The organism is Protofrankia sp. CiP1_Cm_nod3 (genome assembly GCF_982290655.1).
The window spans coordinates 3601-9888 of record NZ_CEVIVD010000174.1 but is presented as its reverse complement, the minus strand read 5'-3'; the positions used below and the strand labels follow the sequence as shown (position 1 = coordinate 9888).

Annotated in this window: 6 protein-coding genes; all 6 read right to left on the bottom strand. The window is 71.0% G+C overall.

Features of this window, described 5'->3' with window-relative positions; translation table 11 throughout:
* Positions 1 to 380: 380 nt before the first annotated feature.
* The 6 genes from AC5LUJ_RS21605 to AC5LUJ_RS21580 all read right to left on the bottom strand — a co-directional run bounded on the left by AC5LUJ_RS21605 (position 381) and on the right by AC5LUJ_RS21580 (position 6169).
* A complete protein-coding gene (locus tag AC5LUJ_RS21605) occupies positions 381 to 1052 on the bottom strand; it encodes a phosphoadenylyl-sulfate reductase (protein ID WP_250283257.1) in 672 nt (223 codons plus the stop codon).
* Positions 1052 to 1354, bottom strand: coding sequence for a hypothetical protein (locus AC5LUJ_RS21600; RefSeq protein WP_250283259.1), 303 nt, complete (start codon positions 1352 to 1354; stop codon positions 1052 to 1054). The genes AC5LUJ_RS21605 and AC5LUJ_RS21600 overlap by 1 nt, the downstream gene beginning before the upstream one ends.
* Positions 1354 to 3126 (bottom strand): nitrite/sulfite reductase, encoded by a 1773-nt coding sequence (locus AC5LUJ_RS21595; protein ID WP_250283261.1) that lies wholly within the window; start codon positions 3124 to 3126, stop codon positions 1354 to 1356. The genes AC5LUJ_RS21600 and AC5LUJ_RS21595 overlap by 1 nt, the downstream gene beginning before the upstream one ends.
* A 102-nt stretch (positions 3127 to 3228) precedes the next feature.
* Positions 3229 to 3384 (bottom strand): putative leader peptide, encoded by a 156-nt coding sequence (locus tag AC5LUJ_RS21590; RefSeq protein ID WP_250292567.1) that lies wholly within the window; start codon positions 3382 to 3384, stop codon positions 3229 to 3231.
* 541 nt (positions 3385 to 3925) lie between these two features.
* Positions 3926 to 4357, bottom strand: coding sequence for a response regulator transcription factor (locus tag AC5LUJ_RS21585; protein WP_250283264.1), 432 nt, complete (start codon positions 4355 to 4357; stop codon positions 3926 to 3928).
* Between the two features lie 957 nt (positions 4358 to 5314).
* Positions 5315 to 6169 (bottom strand): menaquinone biosynthetic enzyme MqnA/MqnD family protein, encoded by an 855-nt coding sequence (locus AC5LUJ_RS21580; protein ID WP_445548550.1) that lies wholly within the window; start codon positions 6167 to 6169, stop codon positions 5315 to 5317.
* Positions 6170 to 6288: the final 119 nt, after the last annotated feature.

The window sequence follows — 6288 nt, the reverse complement described above, 5'->3', positions numbered from 1 at the left end:
CCCGCGCCCTGACCCTCGTTCATCCCTGCGACGCTACCGCCCACGCGCACGCCGCACCCGCGGTCGAACCCGACCGAACCCGTAGGTGACAACCGTCGTACCCACAACGTTTTTCACCTACAGCCGCGGAAGCCGTAGGTGAAAAAGGCTACCGTGACAACGGTTTCCACCTACGGCTCCCGCCATGACCGGCGTCGACGGCTTCCAGCCATCAGGTTCCAGACGTCGGCTTCCAGCCATCAGGTTCCAGGGGCAACCGCATCAGCAATCCACAGCATTGGTTCGGTCAGCGGCTAATTATGATCCACATACAAGGCAGGCGGTATCGCTCGACTACCACGGAGCGCCTCGACCGGTCACAGGATCGGAGGAAGAAGGGCTCAGTGGATGCCGCATTCGGTTTTGGTTGAGCCGGTCCAGCGGCCGGCGCGGCCCTGGCCGCGTTCGGTGCACGGCCAGCAGCCGACCGAGTCGTAACCGTCGGAGAGCAACGGGTTGACGATGACGCCGTGCTCCTGGACGTAGCGCTCGACGTCCTCGTCCGTCCAGGCCGCCAGCGGGTGGATCTTCACTTTGCCGCGGCGTTCGTCCCAGCCCACGGCCGGCAGGTTCTTACGGCCGGCGCTCTCGGCCCGGCGCGAGCCCGCCGCCCACGCCTGGTAGGGGGCGAGCGCCCGGTCCAGCGGCACGACCTTGCGCATGCGGCAGCACTGGTCCGGGTCGCGCTCGAACAGCCTCGGCCCGTGCACGGCGTCCTGACCGGCCACGGTGAGCTGCGGAGCGACGCTGATCAGCGGCAGGTCGTAACGGTGCCGGACCGCGTCCCGGGTGCCGATCGTCTCGGCGAAGTGGTAGCCGGTGTCGATGAACACCACCGGAACGTCCAGCCGGATCCGGGAGAGCATGTCGACGAGCACCGCTTCGGCCATGGACGCGGCGACGACAAGCCCGCTGCCGAACTGCTCCACCGCCCAGCCCAGGATCTCCTCGGCCGGCGCGCCCTCCAGTTCGTCACCGGCGCGTAGGGCCCGGGCCCGCAACGTGGCGTTCATCAACGTCTCTCCTCCACTGCCACGGCCGCCGCCGCGGCTGCTTGTTCCCCCCGCGTAGCTGCGTCTTCTCCCCGCGCAGAGGACTGGACGGTACCGGCAGCAATGCCGGCGGAAAGCGGTGGCACCGCGACCGCGAGCGCGGTCATGCTGAGCCGGAACGCCCGCCGGCAGCTTCCGCACGACCACTGGCCGTGGCCGGAACCGGCGGCGGCGTCCCCGGCCGTCTCGGGCGGCAGGTAGGGGACGAGGTCCTCCTCGCCGCAGTACGGGCAGTAGAACGGGACCGAGTGCGCGCCGGCCATCAGCCGCCGCCGTGGCGCTCGCCCGGCGCGTCCACGCCCGCCGCCGAAGCGGCCCCGCCGGCCGCGCCGGCACCGGCTCGTACGGACGCGACGAAGAGCGCGGACTCGTCCACCCGTTCCACCCAGTCCGCGAAGGACTCGCCCTCGCCGCGGCCCGCGGAGTAGGCTCGCAGCAGGCCGTCGACGTAGTCGACGACCCCGGCGGAGGTGACCTTCAGCCCCCGGGGCTTCCGGCCGAGCCGCGACCGGGTGCCGAGATGACCGCCAAGGTGGATCTGGAACCCCTCGACGAGCTCCCCGGAGGCGTCCGGCACCAGGGAGCCCTTGAGCCCGATGTCGGCGACCTGGAAACGCGCGCACGCGTTGGGGCATCCGTTGACGTGGATGCCGATCGGCTCGTCGAAGTCCGGCAGGCGGCGCTCGAGCTCGTCGATCAGCGAACCGGCCTTCCCCTTGGTCTCGACGATGGCGAGCTTGCAGAACTCGATACCGGTGCAGGCCATGGTGCCGCGCCGGAACACGCTCGGCCGCACGACCAGGTCGAGTGCGGTGAGCTCGGCCTCCAGCTCGTCGGCCCGGGCCGGATCGACGTCGAGGATGACCAGCTTCTGCGTGGTCGTCGCCCGGATGCGGCCGGCGGCGAAACGGTCGGAGAGGTCCGCGACCGCGGCCAGTGTGGTGCCGGTCAGCCGCCCGGCGCGGGGTGCGAAGCCGACCGCGAACCGGCCGTCGCGCTGCCGGTGGACGCCGATGTGGTCGCGTCCCTCGTTACGCGGCGGCGCCGGCGGCGGGCCGTCGGGCAGCGCCGCGGTCAGATACTCCTTCTCCAGGGTGGCGCGGACCCACTCGGGGCCCATGTCGGCGACCAGGAACTTCAGCCGGGCCCGGGTGCGCATCCGCCGGTAGCCGTAGTCCCGGAACAGGCTGGCCACAGCGTGCCAGACCTCGGCGACCCGCTCGGGAGCCACGAAGGTGCCGAGCCTGACCCCCAGCTTCGGGTTGGTCGACAGGCCGCCGCCGACCCACAGGTCGTAGCCGGCACCGAGCTCGGGGTGGACGACCCCGACGAACGCGATGTCGTTGATCTCGTGCAGCGTGCAGTGGTCGGCGCAGCCGGAGATGGCGCTTTTGAACTTGCGCGGCAGGTTGCTCAGGGACTCGTCGCCCACGTACCGCCGGACGGTCTCCTCGATCGCCGGGGTGGCGTCGATGACCTCGTCGCCGTCGACGCCGGCCAGCGGGCAGCCGAGAATGACGCGGGGGGTGTCACCGCACGCCTCGGCCGTCGTCATCCCGGCGCCCTCCAGCGCCGCCCAGATCGCCGGCACGTCCTCGATGCGGATCCAGTGCAGCTGGATGTTCTGCCGGTCGGTGACGTCGGCGACGTCCCGCCCGTAGCGGGTGGAGATCCCGGCGATGACGCGGAGCTGGTCGCTGGTCAGCCGGCCGCCGTCGAGGCGGATGCGCTGCATGAAGAACGGCGCGTCGAGATCCTCGGGCTCCAGGACGGCCGTCTTGCCGCCGTCGATGCCCTCCCTGCGCTGGGTGTACAGCCCCCACCAGCGGAACCGCCCCCGAAGGTCCTGCGGGTCGATGCCGGCGAAGCCCGTGTAGGGGTAGCGGTTGAGGATCCGGTCCCGGACGGCCAGGCCATCCTGGTCCTTCTTCATCCGCTCGTTGGGGTTGAGGGGCTCCAGGTGGCCGAGCGCCCACTGGCCCTGCCCCTTCGGACGGGACGGGCGCGCGGAACGGGAACGTGCGGGGGTCGTCATCGAATCTCTCGCAACCGTGTGCGGGTGCGCCGACAACAGGCCGACAACATCAACATGTCGACAGGATGCGGTGGCGCGGCGGAAAGGTCAGCGGCGGAAAGGTCAGATGTGGCGCGGACAGACCGCGCTGGCGACCCTGAGCAGGTCGACATGCAGGCGCGCGACCAGCCCGAAGTCGACCAGGGCCGCGGAGTCCGCCGAGGCGCGGCCGGCGGATGTGAAGCCGGCCCACGCGGGACCCGAGCCGAAACCCGTCATGCCTGAACCGGTCAGACGGAGATCCGGGCGCGCGGTCACGGGCCCATGCTTTCACATCGGACGCCCGTAAGACAGCGAATGCACCCAGCAGCAGGATAAAATTACGGAGCGTTCAAAATTTGGATGGATGACGGCCGGCGGACCCGTCCCGATTTCATTGTTCAGTGGACCGGTGGATAAACAGGCCAACGGCAATAAACAGATCGACCGGCCGGACGGGTCGCGGCCGGACGGTGATGCCGATGGCCCGGCGCGGGAACGCCACCTGGGCACCGACGGCGGGCCTCACCCTACGACCTCACGCGAGCCGCGGCCGAGCCTCACGCAAGCCGCGGCCAGGCCACGCTCCGGCGCGGGACCGGCCAGCCGGCTCGGCACGGGAGCGCCGTCTGACAGCGACAGCGGGCCTCGTGCGAGCCGCGGCCGGTCGACGGCCCGATGCGGGACCGGTCAGCCCGGCCGCCCGCTGGGCCGAGGGCGCACCCTGGGCCGGGGGCGCGTTCTGGGCCGGCTCGGGCCGGCTCCCGGGCCGGTCGATGGTTCAGCTCTGGGCCGGCCGGCTCGCGACGGTCCGGACCGGAGCGCGTCCGCACACGTCCCGCAGGCGGTCGACCAGGCTGTCAACGGCGAGCCCCTTCTCGATCAGGGCGTGCGCGCCGAGCGCCGAGGCCTGTTCGCCAAGAGCCCGCTCGGAGAAACCGGTGAAGATGACGACCCGGGCCCGGGGCGCCGTCCGGCGAATCACGGGTAACGCCGCGAGGCCGTCCATGATGGGCATGGCGACGTCGAGCAGGACGAGGTCGGGGTCGGTGCGCGCCACGATCTCAATTGCCTCGGCCCCGTCCCTGGCCCGGCCGACGATCACGAAATCGGGCTCCATGTCCAACAGGAGACAAACGAGATCGCGTACGCCGTCGGCATCGTCGGCCACCACGACGCGGACGGCATCCTGCGCACCCGGCTCTCCGTCCATATCCGACGTTCTACGCCGTGCCGGTACCACCCGCCCATCGTCATTCAGGATGGTTTCCGGAGCTAGCCCCCCAGCGAATCCCCCAAAAGGAGGACAGCCGTCTGCAAAGGGAGGGTGGTCATCGCCACCGGACACCCACAATCACACCTGTTCATAATCGCGAAACGATGCGGAAGGACTGTGCGTGGATTGTCATCGATGTCCGGCCGGCGGCAACACCGATGACGGCTGCCGGTAACCTTCGGCCACCCGAGGCGACGGCTCCGACGTCGGTCGTCGTACCGGCCCGCGGCCGGCCCACCCGTGCCAGCGGGGTGTCCACGGCGCCGCGCCCATCGGGCCTGCGGGGCCCAGGGGCCGGTGGGGGCCCATAAGGGCTATGTCCGCGTGCACCCACCCGCGAGGCCGGCCGGCCGCCTGTTCCGGGGCGGCCCCGGCAGCGCCATGTCCGCGTGCGCCCACGCGCAAGGTGCCCGGAGCAGGCCGCCGATGGCGGGACGCGCGGGTGCCCGGAGGCGCCCACGCGAGCCGCCCGCAGGCGGCTCTGCCGATGGTCAGGCTTCGCCGATGGCCAGGCTGATTGTGTCCGGATGCGCCCACACGCGAGATCCTGGCTGTTCGAGCGCACCGAGCGGCGCGAACGCCAGCCCGCGCGAACTCCTGGCCCGGCATCCACGGTGCCCTGTCCGTCGGTGGAGCCGCTCTCCGGTTCTGACCAGCAGGCCACGCCCCGGTCCTGACCAGCAGGGCCACGCGCCCCCTCCGGAGGCGGCGCCGGAAAAGACGGAACGAGCCGTCGCCGATGACGGAATATATCGTTATGAAAAGAACGCCGTGTCACCGTGGGCTGCGGGACACATCATGATGGACGGCGACCGGTGCGGCACCGTAAATATGTACCCGCCCGTGCCGGTACCCGTTCGGCCGTTCGTACCCGCCCGTGCCATCCACCCGTGCCTATCCACCGGCGAACAGCACGTCCACATCCGCTGGGACGGCGTCGCGGGCCGCCGCCCGCCGGGCGAAAGCCGTTATTCCCGCGAGCTGACGCCTCCCCAGGGAGAAATCCAGCGTGGTGAAGTACCGCGTCAGCGTCGCCACGTCGAAAACCTCCCAGCGCGCCGCGTGCCGGGCCACGGCGTCCACCTGGCGCAGCGCGAGATCGAGGCTGCCCCGGAAGGCGTCGTGCACCTCCTTGACCACCCCCGGGTAGGCCTGGGCGAAGTCGCGGCGCGCCGCCCACACCGCGAACACCATCGGCAGGCCCGACCAGTCCCGCCAGGCTGCGCCCAGGTCGACGACATGCAGCGGATGCGCGTCCCCGGCGTTCTCGGCGTCATAGGTGGCCCGCAGGGCCACATCGCCGATCAGTACGGCGGCGTCGGCCTCACGCAGCATCAGGGGAAGATCGGGAGGCATGACCGTGTAGGCCGGCCACAGCCCCAGCCGGTCCTCCAGCAGCATCTGCGCGAGCAGCACACTCGTCCGTGACGTCGAGCCCAGGGCCACCGACCGGATCCGCTCCACCGGCACGGCGCTGGCGAGCACCACCGACAGCACCGGGCCGTCGGAGCCGACCGCGATGTCCGGCAGGACGACAAGCTCGTCGGCGTGCCGCAGGTACTCGACCAGGCTGATCGGGCCGATGTCGAGATCGCCCGCCACCAGTGCCTCGTTGAGCCGGTCTGGAGTGTCCTTGGTCAGTTCGACGTCCAGTACCGCGCCGGAGTTCACCAGGCCCCAGTAGAGCGGGAGACAGTTGAGAAACTGGATGTGGCCGACCCGCGGCCGCCTGAAAACGGACGCCGGCACGGACGGGACCGACACCGGCACGGCGGGCACCGGCACGGCGGGCTGCGAGCTCTGAGTCGGCAGCGACGGCGGCACCGTGTGCCCGGCCTCCTGACTGGCCGCCTGCGTGACATCGCTGG